Origin of the sequence: Bergeyella cardium, from assembly GCF_009914665.1 — a bacterium.
Classification (GTDB): Bacteria; Bacteroidota; Bacteroidia; order Flavobacteriales; family Weeksellaceae; genus Bergeyella_A; species Bergeyella_A cardium.
The window spans coordinates 1,377,017-1,397,362 of sequence record NZ_CP029149.1; the positions used below are offsets into that span (position 1 = coordinate 1,377,017).

Here is a 20,346-nt window from a genome sequence, read left to right on the forward strand (position 1 = left end):
CGAATGAAAAGATATTCCACCAAAAGAAGTGTGCAGATTCTGGCACATATCCTTAAAGAATATGGAATTTCAGACGCTGTAATCTCACCAGGCTCGCGCAATGCTCCGATAGCAATACACTTCGCCGAGACCGATTTCTTTAATTGTTTTAGCATTGTAGATGAGAGGTCTGCCGCTTTCGTAGCCCTCGGAATGGCAAAAAGCACTCGAATGCCCGTAGCGGTTACCTGTACCAGTGGCTCGGCGGCGGCTAATTATTACCCCGCCGTTACAGAGGCTTTCTACCAAAACATCCCGCTCATTTTAATAACCGCTGATAGACCAAATGATTTTGTGGATATATTCGATGGGCAAACCATACGGCAGCAAAATCTCTATCAGCAGCATTCTTTTGGAGATTTTCAGCTTTTGGATGATGATGAAGATAATGCCGATGAATATAACTTCAACGCGATAAAAACCGCAGTGGAACTCTGCTTCGAGAAGCAAGGTCCAGTGCATATTAATATTCCATTAAAGGAACCTTTGTATTTGTTCTCAGAAGAAATTCCTTATTTCCCCTCAGTAGAAAATACAATCCCCAAGAGGAAATATGACCTCCCTGCGAGCCTCGTAGCCGAGTGGAACCTCGCAAAGCGAATCCTGATACTCGTAGGTACACGCCCCTATACTGAGGAGCTGGAAGCTCAGCTCGCACAGCTGGTGAAAAATCATTCGGCGGTGGTCCTCACCGAAGCGAATTCTAACCTTCATCATCCCAAGCTTTTTAGTCATACAGACCGATATATCTTCGGTTTTAATGAGGAAGATTATAAGCACTTCGCACCCGATTTGCTCATTACCGTAGGTCAGAATATCGTCTCAAAAAAGGTAAAACAGTTTCTGAGAAAGGCACAACCAGAGAAACATTGGCATATAGATGAGCATTGGCACCCTGATACTTACTTCTGCCTCACCGAGAAAGTGAAAGCAAAGCCAGAGGTATTCTTCTCAAATCTCTTGCAGAGAATCAGCCTTGAACCGAGCGCTTACTACAATCTCTGGGAATCTCTTAAAGAAAAGAAAGATGCCAAACATTTAGAATATACGGAGAAAATAGGCTTTTCAGACTATTATTTATTCAGCATCTTACCGCTAAAAGTGCCAGAGAATTATCATATTCATTTCTCAAACTCCTCGGCGATTCGCTATGCCCAGCTGTTTGATTTCCAAAACTACCGCATCAGTTGCAACAGAGGCGTGAGCGGTATAGAAGGCTGCACCTCTACGGCTATGGGATATGCTATGAAGAACCCAGAACCTACACTGCTTGTTACAGGAGATTTGGGCTTTTTCTATGATATTAATGCACTGTGGAACCAGTATATCCCACCCTTTACGAGGATTATTTTATTTAATAATTCTGAGGGGAATATCTTTAAGATTATCCCTGGTCCTACGCAGGCAAATGAAAATGTATTGGAAGAATTTATCACAACGAAGCATAAAAAAACCGCTGAACATCTGGCAAAACACTTTGGCTTCAGCTATGCAAAAGCAGAAGATGAAGTAACACTTGAGCGCATTCTCGATAATTTCTTCAAGCCAGATGCCCAACCAAAAATATTAGAGGTAATGACGGGCGAACAAAACAATGCCGATATTCTGAAGCAATACTTTGAATATCTTAATTCATAGGATATATATCATATAATAAAGGACAGGCTCAAGTATATTTTTTTATACTTTTGCCGAGCATAAAATATAAGTTTAAATTTATAAAAGATATGAAGATTATAGTGCCAATGGCAGGGCGAGGCTCCCGACTAAGACCCCATACTTTAACCGTTCCTAAGCCCCTAATCCCTATTGCAGGCAAGCCTATCGTACAAAGGTTGGTAGAAGATATTGCCAAAGTAGCGGGCGAACCCATAGAAGAAATCGCATTTATTATCGGAGATTTTGGTCAGGAAGTGGTGGATTCTCTTATCCATATTGCGGAAAGTCTCGGTGCAAAAGGCTCTGTCTATACTCAGGATGAGCCACTTGGAACGGCTCACGCGATTAAATGTGCAGAGAAATCTATGCAGGGAGATGTTATCGTAGCTTTTGCAGATACGCTTTTCCGTGCAGATTTTGTATTAGATAAAAATTCAGACGGTGTTATCTGGGTAAAAAAAGTAGAAGACCCATCTGCTTTTGGCGTAGTTAAATTAGATGATTATGGCTTTATCACCGACTTTATAGAAAAGCCTCAAGTGTTTGTTTCAGATTTGGCAATCATTGGGATTTATTATTTTAAATCCGCAGAGAACCTGATGAAAGAGATAAACTACCTTATAGATAACGATATAAAAGCAGGAGGAGAGTACCAGCTTACCGCAGCCCTTGAAAACCTTAGACAGAAAGGAGCTAAATTCTCCCTCGGAAAGGTAGATGACTGGATGGATTGCGGTAATAAAAACGCAACAGTGGAAACCAATGGGAAAATCCTTGAATATGAAAAGAACAATATGGCAAAGCACCCCGCTTCTGCGAAGATTGAGAACAGCCTTATCATTCCACCGTGCTTTATTGGCGAGAATGTAGAGATTATTAATTCTAAGATTGGTCCTTATGTCTCTCTTGGAAAGGGTACAAAGGTGATTAATTCCAATATCGAAACCTCGCTTATTCAGGAGAAGACGATAATCAATCACGGAAACCTCAGCAATTCTATGATTGGGAATAATGCCCAGTATTACGGCGTAGCAAGGGAGATTTCTTTGGGAGATTTCTCGGTTCTTGATTTCCTTTCTCAATAAAATTCAGAAAATACCGTTCAACAAAATGTTTGAGAGTTTAAATTGGTTTGAACTCTCAACTTGTTTTAAGTTTAGCAAATGAAAAAACATATCTTTTTATCCGTACTTTCAATATTTCTTATTTCGTGTAAGACAAGACAGGCTACGACTAAGGAAGCCCAGCCGAAGGTGAGCACAACTTCCTTTTTTAAGGAAATGAAGAAAGAACAAACCTTTGAGCAGCTTAAAATAAACAGCCAAATTAGTGTAGATATGGGCAGGTTTATCCCAACGATAGATGCAACCATTTATATTGAAAAAGATAAAAAGGTTTGGCTCAATGCCGCTGCAATATTTATTAATGTAGCTCGAGGAGTGGCTACGGAGGACGGGATAAAGGGCTATGAGAAGTGGAATAAAACCTATATAGAATCGGATTTTAGCTATCTGAATAACTTGCTCAATGTAGATTTTATCAATTATAAGGCTTTTCAGAGTTTACTGATTGGGCGTACCTTTGTTCCCATCAATGAAGCCGATTTTATTCTGGATGAAACTCCTTCTGGCTTTAGTTTGAAGACGAAAAAGCTTCAAAAAATTAAGGATTCTGATTATCAGATGAGCTTAGAATATAGCCCAGCACTGGATTTAAAGAAAATTGATCTGAGAGAAGTTTCTGGCAAGGGCAATCAGCTCGAAGTTTATTATGAAAATTGGGCAGATTACGGCTCATTACGCCTCCCAAAGACTGTTAAAATAATTATAAAAGGAGAAAAAAATGGTCAGATTCGTATAGAAAATACGAAATTTGACTTCAACAAGATGGAAACACCCTATTCTGTGCCTTCTAACTACACTAAAATCGAGATTAAATGATAAAAAGAATAAGTCTCCTCATCATTGCATTATTCTCCCTTTCAGCTTTTAGTCAAACTCAGAAAAGAAAGGAAGAACTTCAAAGACAAAATGCAGAGCTCAAAAAGCAAATTGCTGAAATCAATAAAAACTTAGCTGAAACTAAGAAAGAAGCGAAACTTTCGCTCACTTACCTCAATGAAGTCAATAAAAAAATTGTACTTCGGGAGAAGGTTGTGAACAATACCCAGAAAGAAAAGAAAATTTTGGAAGAGGATATCTACCTGAAACAATTAGAAATCAATCGCCAGAAAAAAGAGCTTGAGGTCATCCGAAAAAACTATGCAGATGTATTGGTAAAGGCATATAAGAACAAGGGCGTTCAGAATAAGGTAACCTTTATTCTCTCTGCGAAAAACCTCGGACAGGCATTGCGCCGCGTACAATATTTAAAGAGCTATTCAAATTATCAGGAGAAAAAAGCTGCGGAGATTATGGGTGTAGCAGAGCAGCTAAGACAAACGATAGAAGCCCGTCAGAAAATCGTAAAAGATAAAGAGCAGCTCCTCACCAATCAAAAGAAAGAACTCCTAACGATAGAGGTAGAGCGAAAGCAGCGGGAGGATCTCCTTGCAGAGTTTAAGAAGAATGAAGTAAAGCTCACTGCTGAGATTCATCAGAAGCAGAGGGAATCAAAAGTGCTTGAGGCAAAGATAAGGGCGATTATTGCTGAAGAAATACGAATCGCAAAGGCTAAGGAGGAAGCTGAGCGCAAGGAGAGAGAAGAGAAAATCCGCCTTGCGAAGATTGCAGCTGAAAAAGAAAAGGCAAGAATAGAAGCAGAGAACAGAAGGAAGCTGGAAGAAGCAGCACGAGAGAAAGCAAAAGCTGAAGCCGAAGCAAAGAGACTTGCGGAGCTTGAAAGAAAAAAACTGGAAGATGCAAAGAAGAAAGCCGAGGAAGCTGCAAAAGCAGATGCCAGCGCACGAGCAGAGGAGCGCCGTATAGCCGCTGAAAAGGAAGCAAAAGAAGCAGAAGATAGGAGAAAAGCAGCAGAAGAGAAAGCCTTGCTCGCAAGGAAAAATGAAGCTGAACTTGCCAAGAAAAACGAAGAAGCCAAAAAAGCTGCCGAAGCCAAGACAATGACCAGCTTTGGTGTGGGTGCCGTAGCGGGGAGCAACTTTGCCGAGAACCGTGGGCGTATTGGTTTCCCAGTGGATAGGGGGACGATTACCCATTACTTCGGGAAGCGTCCTCATCCTGTTTTTAAGAATATTATAGAGGAGAATATCGGGATTAAAATCTCCGTACCTCCAGGCACTTCTGCCAAATGTGTTTTCCCAGGAGAGGTGAGCAAAGTCTTCGTAGAAGGAGGTACGAAAAATGTAATGGTAAGGCACGGAAACTACTTTACCATTTATTCAAATCTGAGTTCTACTCGGGTTTCTGCAGGGCAAAAGGTTTCCGCCGGGACAGTTATTGGAACCATAGCTGAGGATTACGATGGCTCTCATACCTTAGATTTCCAGATATGGGATGGTAAAAATCCTCTTGACCCATTGGGATGGGTAGCCCGATAGTAAAAGCTGATGATATATATACCTTATACTGTCCGAGCTGAAAGGCTCGGACATATTTTTACAGGTTAGATAAAAGATAAATTAAATAAAAAGAAAGGGATAATACTATTTCCAGTCATTACGAGAGGAATAAAAAGCCCCGCAACTGTTACCAGCTGCAAGGCTCAAATTTAACACAAATGATAAAAAAGCTATTCTACTTTGGGAAGGTAACCCCTGAATACTTATTAGGATTTACTTGTGGGAGGGTAGAGTTGTACTTTGCATTAATCGCTTTTATAAATTCATTGCCGATAATGGCATAGCCCCTGCCTGTGAGGTGAACACCATCTAATGAAAACGCTCCACCAGTAATGAATTTCGCAGAGTAATTTACTCCATCCCATTTAATGCCCGAATTTTTTCCAAGCTCCACCATTTTAGCATTAGCATCTACGAAAGCGAGGTTATATTCATCAGCGAGGGACTTTATTGCGGCATTATAAGCTGTAGTTGCGGTCTTTATTTCCTCAATTTCAGCCTTTGTAAGCACATATTTGTCATCCAAAGGATAGGTTATTCCGTGTTTGTTCAGCATATTTGCATAAGTTGCGGGTATTGTGCTTGGGAGCGTTACTGGTGTGCCTATTTCTGCCTTTGTAGTGAGGAGAATTAAGTCCTCACTGGTCGCGTGCCTTGCCTGTCCGAAAGTATCCCCAAGGAAATTAGCGAGTTCAGCTGGGATTCCACTCTGTTTGAGCATAAAACTTATCGGCTTTGAAAGGTCTTTGAGAGATTCATCCTTAATCAATACAGGATTTTGCCCTTCTTTCAAGGTTTGAAGCCTGCCATCAGCTTTTAATACCTTTAATATAGGGGTCAATCTTCCAAGTCCTCCGTTAATTACCGCTGCATTTTCTTTAGTTAATGGTACTGGGTTATACGGTATCGTTGTAAAGAAAGGTATGTCCGTTACCGAAGGGATATTGGCCACCACTCCCTTGCTTGCGCCCGCTGCTCTCATTCCCTCTACTATTGCTTTTATGCTTCCTGCGAGTACTTTTGGGTCTGTGATGTCATTACTGCCGTAGGTGGCCGCATTATAATTGCCGGTTTGGTTGGTTCCTACGCCTCCACTCGTCGCATAGCTGAGGACATCGTTATTTCCAATCCAAAGCGAGAAAAATGTAGGCTTTTGTGCCACAGCATCTTTTAAAACGCTGGTAGATGCAGAAGAGGCAAAGCGAACAAAATAAGGATTTGCCTTGCCAGAAGCTACATTAGCCAAATTTCCGTAGCCCTCTGCTACTAAGTGGAAGGATTTTGCTCCTGGTACCCCCATATTTCCAAAGCCACCAGAGAGTGGAGCTGTAAGTGAGGTCGTAGGAACCGCATCTACTTTGCTAATGACAGGCGAGCCCTTGATAAACGACTGAATATAGAGTTTCGTAGGCTGGATAACATCCGCTCCAACTACAATTCCCCCGTTATTATCCGCCATTAAAGGGAGTTTAAACTCTCCTCCTCCTGCAAGTTTCATCTGTTGGGCGATGATGTTCGGGTAAGACTCGTTCTGTGCGTCTATATAGAGCGCACCGTCTCTATAACCAGAGGTTAGCGAGTTTCCGAGCGCGATATATCTGCTAAAATCTGCATCGCCGTTAGTTACTTTTATATCTGCTACATCTTGGTCAAAGTCTGTACTGTTACAGCTTTGTACAGACAGGAATACAGCTGCTATTGCCGTACTGATAATTATCTTTTTCATATCATTTTTCTTATTTGAGGTTATATCTGATGCCCAAGCCGAAGTAGTAAGCCTTCGATTTCGCTTGTCCAGAGAAGTTGTATTGTTCGTTATTAAATTTTCTGCTTTGTTGGAAGGCTCTTGCCGCTGCCAAATCGATTCCGAAGGATTTAAAGTTAAAACCTACCCCAGCGGTGAGAACATTCATATTAAATGAAGGCGTTTCGGGGATAAAATCTTTGTCCGCGTACGGAGATTCGTCCCAATACCAGCCCAATCTACCCGTGATGAGCTCATTAAATTTGTATTCCGTCCCGAGTCTAACGGTTCTCGTGCTCTTAAAGTTCTTGTCAGATACCAAAACGGTAGGGTCGCTCGGGTGGTTCCCGATTTTAGCGTTTTCAAAATCGAGGGTAAGCTTATCATAGCCGTCCCAGCCCGTATAATTGAAGTCCGCAGCCACTTTCCACTTAGGCGTTATTCTATACGAAGCGGCAAGTGTGTATTCATCCACTAATGGGAGCGTCGCTTTAAAGGAATCTTGCCCATTTGCATCGAGCCCGAGAACCGAGTAGAGGCTTGGCGCCACATTAAAGCTCACTTTTCCGTTCTCCGCCTTCATATCCACAGGACTTCTGTATGCAATACTGACATTCAGATTGTCATCAGGCTGAAAATAGAAACCCAGACCGAAGCCACTTCCACTGGCTTTCTCATCTTTTATGTTTAGACTTCCTCCGAGTAGGGTAACCGCCTTATCCCAATCTACCGAACCTTTTGCGTAGATGTAGCTACCGCCCAGCGATACCCAAGGCGCCAGTTTTACGGATACCATCGGCTGAAAAAAGAAACTTTTCAGCTGCATTTTCTGTACGATATCCTTACCACTCCATTCTTCCCCCCAATCTACCGTACTTCCGAACGGCGTAGCGAAGCTGAAGCCCACAGAGACCTCATCCACCACTTTATAAGCGACCGCAGCGTAGAGCGGCGTGCCCAGAGGGTTATTTGTCTTGTGATTCTCCAGTGTGTGCGGGTTTTGGTACTCAATAGTAGAGGTTACCCCGAAGCCTCCCGCTACTACACTCAGTTTTGAGGGGATAAATGACATCCCCGCAGGGTTAAAGAATGCAATACTGGCGTCTTCTGCGTGTGCTGAAGTGTGTGCCATCGCTAGCTGCCTTACGCCTTGCAGAGAAACCTTAAATCCTCCTGCAAAGACCATCGTACCAGCCAGTAATGATGCGCTAATAACGAGTTTTTTCATAACTAATTCTAAAAATAATCGCCCAAAGATATAATAATCATTATTCAAAACATAAGATTTATTAAACAAAATCTATAAAATATTATATCGTTTAATTCATTTAATAATGATAATTGCTTGTAAATAATATATATATTATAGGATTAAATATTTTTGTTTAATATTAAACAATATCTAATTTTCTGTTGATAAAGATTGTCTATCTCTTGTTTATTCTTTCTTCAAAGGAAGAAACTGTATTTAAATATTGAGATTTTATCATTTGAACATTGATAGCTATATTTCTATTTTACCATTTAAATGTCTCTTCTCTAAAATCTTAATTTAAATTAAGATTTTTATTCAGATTAATGATTTACCTTTGTCCTCTTATTAATAAATAGAAAATTAAAGAACCAATGAAAAGCGTACTCATCGTAAGTGGGCACCCTAATTTAGCCCAATCTAACGCCAATAAAGCGATAATAGACGAACTGAAACACCTCCTTCCCAATGCGGAAGTGAGTGATCTCGGGGCGCTCTACCCAGATTTCAAAATCGCCGTAGAAGCAGAGCAGAAGAAACTCCTAAACGCCGATGTAATCGTGTGGCAAGCGCCAGTTTACTGGTATTCAGTGCCTGCAATCCTCAAAAAATGGATAGATGATGTCTTCACCTACGGCTTTGCCTACGGAGGCACAGGCGATAAGCTCAAAGGTAAGAAGCTCATCCTCTCCTTTACTGCTGGCGCTGGCGTAGAGGACTATACCCCTGAGAACGAAGGAGAAAAACCCTTTGAAAACCTCCTGCCACCCCACAAAGAAACCGCAGCGCTCTGCCAGCTCAGCCTCCTCGACCCTGTAATTTCTTTCGGGATGATGTATCTCCCTGGTCTATCGCCAGAATCCGCCCTTACAGCGCTTCAATCTAAGGCTAAAGACCACACACGGCAAGTATTTGACCAGATTTATAACCTCTAAAACCACCTTATCCGTATGAAAAAAGCAATCATCATCAGCCTCTCCGCATTCTTTATCCTCTCTTGCGAGAAGCCCAACAATGCTGACCAGAAAACGGGCATAAATCACGAGAAAACAGAGGATAATTCCCAAAGCGAGAACCTTAGCGCAGCTAAAACACCCATCAACATCATCGGTAAGAAGGCTACGATCACCTACCCCGATTTTGTTGCTGAGGTAGAATACATTAGCCCCACGAAAGTCCGCTGGAAGACTACCGATATAGATGGAAATACCTTAGAGGAAACCTCCACTGCTGGGATAAAACAAATCAGCGACACCCAATTTTTGGTTCATTGGGTGGAGGACGACGGTACTGCTGTAAGCCAGCTCATCGACACTGAAAAAGGAAGCGCCAGCGTCTTACTAAGTATTTATAATGAGGGAGAGGAGACTTATAATGAAGGAAACGGGAGAGAAGTCCGCTCCCTCGAGGGGAAATTCAGTCTAAAACCTTAAATTTGAATCTATAACTCTAAATAATAGATTTTTAAAATAAAATTCTTCCCTCCAAATCGGAGGGATTTTATTTATACAATGGAGCGACTGTTTGTCTATTAATCTTTAATCCTTACTGAACAATAAAAAAGTGGTACATTTGCAGGTTCTTATTAGAATCTAAGCCATTAGCAAGATGAAGAAAAACAAGATTTTAGAAAATATAAAACTCTTCGCTGCAGGAGCGAAAGGAGTAGCAATTGGACGGACGGAAGAAGGGAAAACAGTGCTCGTAACAGGTGCAGTGCCTGGCGATAGCGTAAATGTAAGGGTGAGGAAGTCTAAATCCAAGTACATAGAAGGTGAGGCAGTGGAGATTTTGGAGTATTCAGCGGACAGAGTAGAACCAAAATGTGAGCATTTCGGTGTTTGCGGGGGCTGTAAGTGGCAAAACCTGAGCTATGAGAAGCAACTCTACTTCAAACAGGACGAGGTGCTGAATAATATTAGGAGAATCGGTGGTGTGGATGATTTTGAGCTGGTGCCTATCCTCGGCTCAGAGGAGCAATACTACTACCGAAACAAAATGGAGTTCTCGTTCTCGAACGCCCGCTGGCTTACCCCAGAAGAGGTGAGCTCGCAGCAAGATATTAACGATAAAAATGCGCTCGGATTTCATATACCTGGGATGTGGAGCAAGGTTTTAGACCTGAAAAACTGCTACTTGCAGGAAGACCCTTCTAATGAACTGAGAATAGCGGTGCGCTCCTTCGCAGAAAAACACGGAATGGCGTTCTACGATCTGAAAAACCAAGATGGATTCCTCCGAACGCTGATGATGAGGCAAAATTCTAAGGGCGAATGGATGGTAGTCTTCCAACTCTTCCGCGAGGAGGAGGAAAATAGGAAGAAACTCTTTGACTTTATCCTCTCAAAATTCCCCCAGATTAAGACATTGGTGTATGCCATTAACCCAAAAGGCAATGATTCTGTGTATGATTTGGAGATTAAAACCTATTATGGCGATGGATTTCTGATGGAAGAGATGGATGGGCTTAAGTTTAAGGTTGGTGCGAAGTCCTTCTTCCAAACCAACTATAAACAAGCGCTCGAACTTTACAGAAAGACGCTCGAATTTGCCGATTTAAAGGGCAATGAAGTGGTTTATGACCTCTATACTGGCACAGGAACGATCGCTCAATATGTAGCTCGGAACGCAAAGCAGGTTATCGGGATAGAATCCGTACAAGAAGCGATAGATGCCGCTACGGAGCACGCAAAACTCAACGGACTTGCGAACTGTACCTTCTACTGTGGGGATATGAAGGAGGTTTTTACAGAGGAATTTCTCGCTCGCCACCCCAAAGCCGATGTACTCATCACCGACCCTCCGAGAGATGGGATGCACCCAAAAGTTGTGGAGCAAATCCTTAAACTTTCACCTGAAAAAATCGTCTATGTGAGCTGCAACTCGGCTACACAAGCGAGAGACATCGCCCTGATGAAAGACGACTATAAACTGGTGAAGATACTCCCCGTAGATATGTTCCCACAAACCCATCATATAGAGAATATAGCCCTCTTAATAAAGAAATAAATGAAGTATTATATCATTGCAGGCGAGGCATCTGGGGATTTGCACGGCAGTAACCTGATGAAAGCCATCCTAAAACAAGACCCCAACGCTGAATTTAGGTTTTGGGGAGGAGATTTAATGGAAAGCGTGGGCGGAACACTCGTAAAACATTATAGAGATCTGGCTTTTATGGGCTTTTTAGAGGTGGCAAAAAACATCAGAACAATACTTAAAAACATAAAATTCTGCAAAGAAGACCTAAAAAACTACCTCCCTGATACATTGGTGCTGATAGACTATCCTGGCTTCAACCTGAGGATTGCAAAGTTTGCTAAAAGCCTCGGAATACGGGTGGTTTATTATATATCGCCCCAACTTTGGGCTTGGAAAGAAGGAAGAGTGAATATTATTAAGAAATATGTAGATGAAATGCTGGTAATCCTCCCTTTTGAAGAGGATTTTTATAAAAAACATCAGTATAATAAGGTTCGGTTCGTAGGGCACCCTCTCTTAGATGCTATTTCGGATTTGAAACCCATCAGTAAAGACGAGTTTAAAAAGGAGTTTAATCTTAATGATAAAGAAATTATAGCACTGCTCCCCGGCTCAAGAAAACAGGAAGTGGAGAAAATGCTCTCCATAATGCTTTCTGTAAGGGAGAGATTTGAGGATTATCAATTTGTTATAGCAGGAGCACCAAGCCTACCGAGAGAATTCTATCAAAAATATGTAGATGATGATGTACACTTTGTCTCTAACCGTACTTATGACCTGCTTAGATGCTCTTCGGCGGCGTTGGTTACCTCTGGTACGGCGACTTTGGAGACAGCTCTGCTGAATGTTCCAGAAGTAGTGTGCTACCGTGGCAGTAAAGTGTCTTACCACATAGGAAAATGGCTCATTAGAAACATAAAGTACATCTCTTTGGTTAATTTAATTATGAATAAAGAAGTGGTAAAAGAATTAATTCAGGATGAGTTGACCACAGATAATTTAGTAGGAGAACTTCACAAGGTTTTATACGAGAATAGAGAGAGAATACTCTTGGATTATAAAGAATTACAGAATAAATTAGGAGGAAAAGGAGCGAGTGATAAAGCAGCAATGGTTATCATTAAAGCATTATTGTAAGCGAAAAAATGAATTTATTTTTTGGAGGTTAAATATATTGTATTTAGATTTGCAGTGTAAAATTTATTATTTCTAAATTATCAATTAAATTAAACATCTATGAAAAAGTCAATCCAACTATTAGGAGTACTTTTCCTTTCTGCTGCATTAGTCGCTTGTGGTGGAGAAAAAAAAGATTCAACTGAGGAGACAGCTCCAGCAACTGAAGAGGCGGCTCCAGCAACTGAAGATGCTTCTGCTGATGCAGCAGCTACTCCAGAAACTTCAAACACTTTACTTCTTGAAAGTACAGATGATATGAAGTTTCTTCAAACTGAGTTTAAAGTAAAAGCTGGTGAAGAAGTTACTCTAACTCTAAAACACACAGGTAAGCAACCTAAGGAAGTAATGGGGCACAACTTCGTTCTTCTAAAACCAGGTGTAGATATCCCTGCATTTGCTGAAAAAGCAATGAAAGCTAAGGATACTGATTATATCCCTGATGGAGATGCAGATATCATTGCACACACTAAAACCATTGGTGGAGGTGAAGAGGATACTGTTAAGTTTACCTTGGAACCAGGAACTTATGAGTTCCTTTGCTCTTTCCCTGGTCATTATAGTATGATGAAAGGAAAGATTGTTGCAGAATAATTTTTTTCTGAATATTAAAATAGAGTAGCTCAAATTATTTGGGCTACTTTTTTTATGTATTTTCTTGTTTATTAATTTAAAAGTCTTACTTTTGGGTCATATTTAAACTTATAAATAATACCAATATGAAAAATTTAGCGTACTTATCAGTAATGGCAGGAGCAATGCTATTTGTTTCTTGCTCTAAGCAGCAGCCAGAGGAACATCATCATGAACATATGGCTACTGAGGAAATGGGTGATCAGAAAAAGCCAGATCTTACGAATGTAAAAGTGGTAAATGAAATAGATCCTATTTGCCAAATGAAAACTGCTGAACACCTTAAAGATACCCTTCATTATAAAGGTGATGTATATGGTTTTTGCTCTGCTCATTGTAAGGCAGAATTTAAGAAAGACCCTGAAAAATATGCAGTAAAATAAAAAAGATAGATATTTTTAAATTATGAACATTACTAAATTAACAGTAATTGGAACTTTGTTATTTGCACAAAGTATTTTTGCACAGTTTAAGCAAACACCGCTTCCATATGCTTATAATGCACTCGAAGGCTCTATTGATGCCGAGACGATGGAAATCCATTATACAAAGCATGCAGCAGGTTATGTAGCCAATCTTAATAAGGCAATAGCAGGTACACCTTTAGAAAAGGAATCTTTACCTCAGATTTTGTCTAAGGTCTCCACTTTGAATGTAGGGATTAGAAATAATGCTGGTGGGCATTATAACCACGAACTTTTCTGGATGATTCTTACTCCTGAGAAGAATACAAAGCCCTCTGCACAGCTAAGCAAAGCGATAGATAAGACTTTTGGAAGTATAGATAAGCTGAAAGAAGAGCTAAGCAAAGCAGGTGCTACGAGATTTGGTTCTGGCTGGGCATGGCTTGTGGTGACCAAAGATGGAAAACTTGTAGTAAGCTCTACTCCTAATCAGGATAATCCTCTTATGGATGTGGCGGAAGTGAAGGGTACGCCTATTCTTGGGATTGATGTATGGGAGCATGCTTACTATCTGAAATATCAAAACAAGAGGAATGATTATCTTGCTGCCATCTGGGATATCATCAATTGGAAAGAGGTGAGCAAAAGGTATGAAGTTGCTCTAAGAAGAAAGTGATTTTCATATTAGATATTTTGTTTGTAAAAGCATAAGATTCTATTGAATTTTATGCTTTTTTATATTTTATTTAAAAAAATAATTTTGCTGTTTGTGAAAATACTCTTACATTTAACGAAAAATTTTAAGATATGTCAGAAAATAAAGTTGTATTAAGCTATGATGGAAAATCGTTTGAGTATCCTATCATAGACAGTGTAATTGGTGATAGAGGTATAGATATCTCTAAACTTAGAAGTGATACGGGGCTCATTACTCTTGATTTAGGATATAAGAATACGGGAGCTACAATTAGCCAAGTTACTTATTTGGATGGGGATAATGGAGAGCTCTATTATAGGGGGTATCCTATTGAGCAAATTGCTGAAAAATCAAACTTTACAGAGGTAATGTATCTTTTGCTTCACGGAGAGCTTCCTACGCAGGCGGAGTTTGATAAATTCAATAAAAGTATTAAAGTATATAACTATGTGGCAGAGGAAATGAAGAAAGTGCTGGATGCTTTCCCTCGTTCTGCGCACCCTATGGGAGTTCTTTCCACGCTTACATCTTCGCTTACGGCATTCAACCCAAGGGCGGTAAATGTTCAGTCTAAGGAAGACCTTGACCACGCTGCGGAGATGCTTATTGCGAAATTTGCCCACCTCGCTGCTTGGACTTATAGAAAGACCAAAGGGCTTCCGCTCAATCACGGAGATAATTCATTAGACTATGTAGAGAACTTCTACCGAATGATGTTCCGACTGCCAAATGAAGAGTTTGAGAGCGACCCCGTTATCGTAAATGCTTTGGATAAGCTGCTCATCCTCCACGCAGATCACGAGCAAAACTGCTCTACTTCTACCGTGAGAATGGTAGGTTCTGCGCATACAGGATTGTTTGCATCTATCTCCGCAGGGGTATCTGCGCTTTGGGGACCTCTCCACGGAGGAGCTAATCAAGCGGTAATTGAGATGCTCGAAATGATAGAAAAAGACGGCGGAGATGTAGCGAAATTCGTAGCAAAAGCAAAAGATAAAGACGATAAATTTAGGCTGATGGGCTTTGGTCATAGGGTGTATAAGAACTTTGACCCGAGAGCAAAAATCATTAAGAAATCTGCTCACGATATATTGGATAAATTAGGACTCCACGATAAAGCACTCGATATCGCTATGCAGCTCGAAAGAGTAGCGCTGGAAGATGAGTACTTTGTAGAGAGAAAACTCTATCCGAATGTGGATTTCTACTCTGGAATTATCTACCGAGCACTGGGCATACCTACGGAAATGTTTACGGTAATGTTTGCCCTCGGAAGATTACCAGGATGGATCTCTCAATGGAAAGAAATGAGGCTGAAAGGCGACCCAATTGGAAGACCAAGACAAGTATACCAAGGTGCTCCAAAAAGAGAGTACATCCCTATTGAAGCGCGCTAATCAGTAAGAATTTTTAATAGTTTTTTTCATAAATAAGGAGCCAGTATTAAAAAATACTGGCTCTTATTTTTTATGCTATTGCCAGCCGAGGGCATTGTCCATAAGATACTTTTAATATGGATATTGAGTAGCTGTATTTGTGTATTTTTTTGAATTTCTCTACTTTTGGCACAAGTAGATTTTTTATGAAACTTAATATCAAGAACGAAACGGGGCGTTTAAGGTCGGTAGTGCTGGGTCAGCCCGCTTCTATGGGGGCTATTCCCACGCTGGAAGAGAGCTATGATGCGAAATCTTACCACACCATTCTGCATAATATCTATCCTACAGAGAAAGATATTGTGGATGAAATGAGTATTTTTGAAAATATCCTTAAAAAATATGGTGTAGAAGTTCTTAGACCCGATGTGATAGAGGATTATAACCAGGTTTTTGCGCGAGATGTAGCTTTTGTGATAGAGGATAAGATGATTATTTCTAATCTGATTTCTGATAGGGCAAATGAGCAGCACGCATACTCTAAAATCTTTGAAAAGATAGATTGGAGAAACCTTATCAACCTCCCAGAAAGAGCGCATATAGAGGGTGGAGATGTGATTGTGTGGAATGATTTTATTTTTGTAGGAACTTGCTATAGTGAAGATTACAGAAATTTTAAAACTGCACGAACCAATGAATATGCGATTGATATTCTTAAAGAGTTTTTCCCAAAGAAAAGAATAATAGATTTTGACCTAAAAAAGAATGATAAAGAGCCGTATAAGGGGATTTTGCATTTGGATTGTACCTTTAATCCTGTGGGTGAAGACAAGTGTATTGTATATCCTAATGGCTTTGTAGATGAGGATGATTTTCACTTGATATTGGATGTTTTTGGTGAGGAAAATTGCTTCCAGGTTACGGATGAAGAGATGTTTGCTATGAACCCGAATATCTTCTCTATTTCACCAGAAGTTGTGGTTTCAGACTCTGCTTTTACGCGTATGAATAATCATCTTAGAGAGGTTTGGAACCTTAGCGTAGAGGAAATACCCTACAGGGAAATCTCTAAAATGGGCGGTCTCTTGAGATGCTCCACAATGCCACTGGTAAGGGAATAAAAAATGATAATTATAATAATCTCCACTCAGTAAGTGGGGATTTTTTTTATGATTTTTAGCTTAATTAATCTACTTGAACCCCATTTGCTTTAAAGAAAATGATTATATTTGCCGACTGTTAAAATTAATGTTGTATTAAAATGCAAGGAAAAGGACTTATCGTTACCATTGCCATTGTATTAGGGCTTATTTGCCTCAATGAACTGTTACCAACTTGGTATGTTGCGAGAACTGAGGAAAAAATAGCCGCTGCAAAGGGCAATGAGAAGGAAATTAAAAGAATTAAAGAGGATACCTTAGACCTTTACTACACGAAACTTTACTACTCCAAAGCGAAGGAAAAAGAGATGAAACTCGGTCTTGACCTTAAAGGTGGTATCAATGTTCTTTTGGAAATCAATCAGAGAGATTTAGTAAATGACCTTACCAATTACACCGCAAACCCAGTGGTAATAGAGGCGCTTAACAGAACAGACAAAGTCTCTAAAAGCTCTGCTAAGGCATATATAGATCTCTTTTTTGAGCAGTTTGATAAAGTAAATCAGGAAAAACAAGCGAACCTTAAACTCGCAGACCCAGAAGTATTTGGGAATATAAACCTGCCTGCTGTAAAGTACAATACCACTGATGAGCAGGTAAAGAAAATCGTAAAAACAAGAATAGATCAGTCGGTAGGTACTGCCTTTGAAGTTATCCGTACCCGTATCGAGAAGATGAATGCTTCTGTACAGCCGAATGTACAGAGAGTGCCAGGTACAGGTAGGATTTCTGTAGAAATGCCTGGGGTAAAAGATATAGATAGAGTAAAGAAAATGCTCCAATCATCTGCTAAACTCCAATTCTGGGAAGTACAGCTCGGGGAGGAAGTTGCTCCATACATACAGCAGTTACAAGCTGCCGTTTCTACAAAAGGAGATTCCATAGGTGTAGATAAAAATATCAACTTAGAAAAAGTACTCTTTTCTCAGCGATTGTATTCCAATGGAATTGCGAATGTAAAACTATCGGATACCGCGGCTGTAAATAAACTCCTTAACAGCGAAGTGGCTATTAAACTCAGACCTGCTAACCTTAGATATACACAGTTTATGTGGGGGTATAAGCCAGAGTCTGAATCGCCAGACCATCTTACACTTTATGCTATAAAAGGGAATATCAACCAAAAAGCACCAGTAGACGGTGCCGTAGAGTCTGCAAATATCTCGTATGACCAGATTGGTAGGATAGTAGTAGATATGCAGATGGATTCTAAAGGAGCAAAAGACTGGAAAACAATGACGGAGAAAAACCTCAAAAAACCAGTTGCGGTAACTTTGGATAACAGCGTATATACTGCACCTACGGTTCAGAGTGTGATCCCTAATGGTAGAACTCAAATCTCGGGTAGCTTTACTCAAGACGAAGCTCAGGATTTGGTGAATGTACTCGGTGCAGGTAAGCTCCCGGCAGGTGCTAAAGTAGTACAGGCAGATGTAGTAGGTCCTTCACTTGGGCAAGAATCTATTAATGCAGGTCTTGTATCCTTCCTTATCGCATTTGTAGTGATGATTGTCTATATTATTTTCTACTATGGTGGGGCAGGGGTATATGCTGTAATTGCAATGATATTTAACCTCTTCTACATCTTTGGTATAATGGATTCTGGGGACTTTACCCTTACCCTGCCAGGTATTGCGGGTATCGTACTCTCAATGGCAGTGGCAGTGGATACCAATGTCATCATTTATGAAAGAACAAAAGAAGAGCTTTTTACAGGGAAAAACATCCTTCAAGCTTATAAAGATGGCTTTAAACACGCTTTCTGGGCTATTTTTGATGGTCACCTTACTACTATTCTTACGGCTATCGTACTCTATATTTTCGGTACGGGGCCTATTAAAGGCTTTGCTGTTACCTTGATTATCGGTATTGTGATGACATTCTTTACCAATATCGGTCTTGCAAGGGTGATGATATTCAACAGGCTGGAGAAAGGAAAACCTCTTTCGGTATGGACGGCTCCTACTAAAAACCTGTTTAGAAACACTTGGATAGACTTTATCGGTAAGAGGAAATATGCGTATATCTTCTCTACTATCCTTACCGTTATCTGCCTTGCATCTATCGCTATTAATGGATTTAAGTTCGGGGTAGATTTTGAAGGAGGTAGAAACTATGTAGTGAAACTTGAAAAGAAAGCCAATCTCGATGAGGCTAAAACTGCCCTTGCTCCGCTTTTCAAAACCGAAGATGGTAAGAATAATACCGTAGACATAAAGACTTTCGGTAATGATACACAGCTTAAAATAACAACCGATTATAAGATAGATGATGAATCTCTAGAAACCGACCAAGAGATCGAGCAAAAGCTCTTCGAAGGCTTGAAGCCTTTCCTTCCGAAAGAGGCTACTTTGGAGTCCTTTAAATCTTCGGATGAGTCTCAGTTTGGTATCGTGTCTTCTGCTAAGGTAGGTCCTTCCGTAGCCGAAGATATTAAGCTCGGTGGTACGCTGGCAGTGGTTGTATCATTAGCAGCGATCTTCCTTTACATCCTCATCAGGTTTAATAAATGGCAATTCTCTCTCGGTGCAGTGGCATCTCTCCTTCACGATGCTATTATCGTGCTTGGAGCATACTCGCTCTTCTACACCATAATGCCGTTTAATATGGAAATCAACCAAGACTTTATAGCCGCAATACTCACCGTAATTGGTTACTCGCTCAATGATACCGTGATTATCTTTGACCGTATCCGTGAGTACCTTCGTGAGAAAAAAGCCCTTACGCTGGCAGGTCTCTTTGATGATTCTATTTCCAGCACGCTGGGGAGAACTTTCAATACCACGATAACCACCCTCCTCGTATTGCTCTCCATCTTTATTTTCGGTGGTGAGAATCTTCGAGGCTTTATCTTCGCTCTCCTTCTCGGTATTGCCTTTGGGGCATATTCTTCCATCTTCGTAGCTTCGGCTATTGCTTATGACACCCTTAGGGGTAAAGGCAAGGAAGAAACCGTAACAGGGAGAACCTCTACCAATAAATAAAGTTAAATTGGAATTGACATAGAATCGTCCCGCTATCTTTGATAGCGGAACGATTCGTTTTTTTTTACAGGCAGTAAGCTGTAGAGGGGGAAATTGAAAAGTGGTTACGGAGGTTTATAGCAGGTATAGTTTTTTTCTATGAATATTATCAGCTTTTTTTAATTACCTTTGAACTGTTTTAACCAATATTATTAAAAAATATGGCAACAATTACATTTAAAGGAAATGAAGCTCATACCTCAGGGGAGCTTCCAGCAGTGGGAACAGCACTGGCAGATTTTAAACTCGTAGCACAAGACCTCTCTGAGAAGTCTTTGGCAGATTTTAAAGGGAAAAGATTAGTCCTTAATATCTTCCCAAGTATAGATACTGGTGTGTGCCAGGCATCTGCAAGAAAGTTTAATGTAGAGGCTACCAACCTTGAAAATACAGTGGTGATTAATGTAGCAAGAGATCTCCCTTTTGCAATGAGCAGATTCTGCGCTGCTGAAGGATTGGATAATATAGACAATTTGTCAGACTTTAGATCTGATTATGGCGACAGGCTGGGGGTAGTCCTTACCGATACTCCATTAAAAGGTCTTCTTAGCCGTGCTGTGGTGGTTACAGATGAAACTCATAAAATCATCTATACCGAACTTGTAGCAGAGCTTACCGATGAGCCGAATTATGATGCTGCAATTGCTGCACTTAAATAAGAATATAAATATTCAAATAAAA

17 protein-coding genes are annotated in these 20,346 nt (G+C 40.4%); 15 read left to right on the forward strand and 2 right to left on the reverse strand.

The window, feature by feature from the left end; translation table 11 throughout:
* Window positions 1-3 precede the first annotated feature (3 nt).
* From menD to DBX24_RS06360, 4 genes are all read left to right on the forward strand, one after another.
* Window positions 4-1,677 (forward strand): 2-succinyl-5-enolpyruvyl-6-hydroxy-3-cyclohexene-1-carboxylic-acid synthase, encoded by a 1,674-nt coding sequence (gene menD / locus DBX24_RS06345; protein WP_160224334.1) that lies wholly within the window; start codon window positions 4-6, stop codon window positions 1,675-1,677.
* Between the two features lie 89 nt (window positions 1,678-1,766).
* Window positions 1,767-2,783: a sugar phosphate nucleotidyltransferase gene (locus DBX24_RS06350; RefSeq protein WP_120489458.1), complete on the forward strand. Its 1,017-nt coding sequence runs from the start codon at window positions 1,767-1,769 to the stop codon at window positions 2,781-2,783.
* Between the two features lie 78 nt (window positions 2,784-2,861).
* Window positions 2,862-3,638 carry a lipoprotein insertase outer membrane protein LolB1 gene (gene lolB1, locus DBX24_RS06355; protein ID WP_160224335.1) on the forward strand — a complete coding sequence of 259 codons (777 nt, stop codon included), beginning with the start codon at window positions 2,862-2,864 and terminating at the stop codon, window positions 3,636-3,638.
* A complete protein-coding gene (locus DBX24_RS06360) occupies window positions 3,635-5,197 on the forward strand; it encodes a peptidoglycan DD-metalloendopeptidase family protein (RefSeq protein ID WP_160224336.1) in 1,563 nt (520 codons plus the stop codon). Before lolB1 ends, DBX24_RS06360 begins: the two co-directional genes overlap by 4 nt.
* Window positions 5,198-5,393: 196 nt before the next feature.
* Here the strand turns inward: DBX24_RS06360 and DBX24_RS06365 are convergent, their stop codons facing one another.
* On the reverse strand, window positions 5,394-6,944 hold the full coding sequence (locus tag DBX24_RS06365) for an SGNH/GDSL hydrolase family protein (RefSeq protein WP_120489455.1): 1,551 nt from the start codon (window positions 6,942-6,944) through the stop codon (window positions 5,394-5,396).
* Between the two features lie 10 nt (window positions 6,945-6,954).
* On the reverse strand, window positions 6,955-8,190 hold the full coding sequence (locus DBX24_RS06370) for an OmpP1/FadL family transporter (protein WP_160224337.1): 1,236 nt from the start codon (window positions 8,188-8,190) through the stop codon (window positions 6,955-6,957).
* Window positions 8,191-8,588: 398 nt separating this feature from the next.
* Here DBX24_RS06370 and DBX24_RS06375 point away from each other — a divergent pair, with 398 nt between their 5' ends.
* The 11 genes from DBX24_RS06375 to tpx all read left to right on the forward strand — a co-directional run bounded on the left by DBX24_RS06375 (window position 8,589) and on the right by tpx (window position 20,324).
* Window positions 8,589-9,149: an NAD(P)H-dependent oxidoreductase gene (locus tag DBX24_RS06375; protein WP_160224338.1), complete on the forward strand. Its 561-nt coding sequence runs from the start codon at window positions 8,589-8,591 to the stop codon at window positions 9,147-9,149.
* A gap of 15 nt (window positions 9,150-9,164) precedes the next feature.
* Window positions 9,165-9,647, forward strand: coding sequence for a MoaF-related domain-containing protein (locus DBX24_RS06380; protein WP_160224339.1), 483 nt, complete (start codon window positions 9,165-9,167; stop codon window positions 9,645-9,647).
* 175 nt (window positions 9,648-9,822) lie between these two features.
* Window positions 9,823-11,223, forward strand: coding sequence for a 23S rRNA (uracil(1939)-C(5))-methyltransferase RlmD (gene rlmD, locus DBX24_RS06385; protein ID WP_374210795.1), 1,401 nt, complete (start codon window positions 9,823-9,825; stop codon window positions 11,221-11,223).
* Window positions 11,224-12,333: a lipid-A-disaccharide synthase gene (gene lpxB / locus DBX24_RS06390; RefSeq protein ID WP_160224340.1), complete on the forward strand. Its 1,110-nt coding sequence runs from the start codon at window positions 11,224-11,226 to the stop codon at window positions 12,331-12,333.
* Window positions 12,334-12,432: 99 nt separating this feature from the next.
* Window positions 12,433-12,966: an azurin gene (gene azu, locus DBX24_RS06395; protein WP_120489449.1), complete on the forward strand. Its 534-nt coding sequence runs from the start codon at window positions 12,433-12,435 to the stop codon at window positions 12,964-12,966.
* Window positions 12,967-13,091: 125 nt separating this feature from the next.
* Window positions 13,092-13,388 carry a YHS domain-containing protein gene (locus DBX24_RS06400; protein WP_160224341.1) on the forward strand — a complete coding sequence of 99 codons (297 nt, stop codon included), beginning with the start codon at window positions 13,092-13,094 and terminating at the stop codon, window positions 13,386-13,388.
* A gap of 22 nt (window positions 13,389-13,410) precedes the next feature.
* Window positions 13,411-14,085, forward strand: coding sequence for a superoxide dismutase (locus DBX24_RS06405; RefSeq protein WP_160224342.1), 675 nt, complete (start codon window positions 13,411-13,413; stop codon window positions 14,083-14,085).
* A gap of 131 nt (window positions 14,086-14,216) precedes the next feature.
* Window positions 14,217-15,503 carry a citrate synthase gene (locus DBX24_RS06410; RefSeq protein ID WP_160224343.1) on the forward strand — a complete coding sequence of 429 codons (1,287 nt, stop codon included), beginning with the start codon at window positions 14,217-14,219 and terminating at the stop codon, window positions 15,501-15,503.
* Window positions 15,504-15,688: 185 nt separating this feature from the next.
* Window positions 15,689-16,603, forward strand: coding sequence for a dimethylarginine dimethylaminohydrolase family protein (locus DBX24_RS06415; RefSeq protein ID WP_160224344.1), 915 nt, complete (start codon window positions 15,689-15,691; stop codon window positions 16,601-16,603).
* 140 nt (window positions 16,604-16,743) lie between these two features.
* Window positions 16,744-19,626, forward strand: a complete 2,883-nt coding sequence (gene secD, locus DBX24_RS06420) for a protein translocase subunit SecD (RefSeq protein WP_120489444.1) — start codon at window positions 16,744-16,746, stop codon at window positions 19,624-19,626.
* Window positions 19,627-19,826: 200 nt separating this feature from the next.
* Window positions 19,827-20,324, forward strand: coding sequence for a thiol peroxidase (tpx, locus tag DBX24_RS06425; RefSeq protein WP_120489443.1), 498 nt, complete (start codon window positions 19,827-19,829; stop codon window positions 20,322-20,324).
* The last annotated feature ends 22 nt before the right edge of the window (window positions 20,325-20,346 follow it).